Raw genomic sequence first — 978 nt, forward strand, 5'->3', positions numbered from 1 at the left:
GTACTACGAGCACACCCCTACGGCCAGCCGGACGCCACGCCGCATAGCCAGCCCGCGAACCCACAGCCAATGCGTTGACGACGGCCAGCGCCGCGCGCACCCACCACGGCGCAGCGTCGCACCTGTTCTTCACACCGGGGCCCCCATCAAGCCCGGACGCCCCAGGTGCGGCAGGTCGCACCACCGAACGGTCAGGTCGCCTCAGCCAGACAGACGATCGCCAGCGCGACGGCCAGCACCCCGAGCAGCAGCCGCAACGCCGGATTGGGAAACCGGGCTGTCGTGTCCGGGAGAGCGGGTGGAAGATCGCTAGTCGGGCGGTGGGGCGGGCTACGCGGCGGAACTCGGCGAGGGCTCGTGCTGGATGGTGCAGGTGGGGTAGGAGGCCGCCGGCGAAGACGACGTTCGCGGTGCTGTCTGGCAGGGGAAGGTGGCAGGCGTCGGCGAGGACCAGGTGGGCGAGCCGGTCGCGGCCCAGGTGGGTGGCGGCGCGCAGCATCTCCTCGGTCACGTCGACGCCGAGTAGCCGGCCGTGGGCGCCGGTGGCCGCGCGTAGCGCGGGCTGGGCCACGCCGGTGCCGCAGCCGACGTCGAGGACCAGGTCGCCGGGTTGGACGCGGGTCAGGTTGACGGCCCAGTGCACCAGGATCCCGTCGGGCTGGCTGTGCCTGTCCCAGGACTCGGCCAGCGGGCCGAAGATCCGGCGGGTGGCTGCGGGGTCGCCGGCGGTCGGCATATGCCCCGCAGGCTCGGATGCGCTGGTTGTCATCGACGCGAGCGTAGCCTCAGGCGCAACTTTGTCGCATCTACTTCGAAGGCTCGATCCGCCACGCGGGTTAGCGCGGGACCTCGGTCGATCGCCGTTTCTCTGACGCGGCCGGATGCGCCCCGCGGGTAGGCCCGATGGCGACCGTCTTGGACGCGATCAGGGCTGGTCCCGGTGGAGGCTGGCTGGTTCGCCGGCCCGGTGGGCCGTAA

1 protein-coding gene is annotated in these 978 nt (G+C 72.1%); it reads right to left on the minus strand.

Annotation, left to right across the window (positions count from 1 at the left end; translation table 11 throughout):
* Window positions 1–769 (minus strand): class I SAM-dependent methyltransferase (locus AC08OP_RS24040; protein ID WP_476616254.1); only part of this gene is annotated, 769 nt, incomplete at its 3' end.
* Between the last annotated feature and the right edge of the window lie 209 nt (window positions 770–978).

The sequence above is a fragment of the Frankia sp. CeRuru1 genome (genome assembly GCF_977966315.1).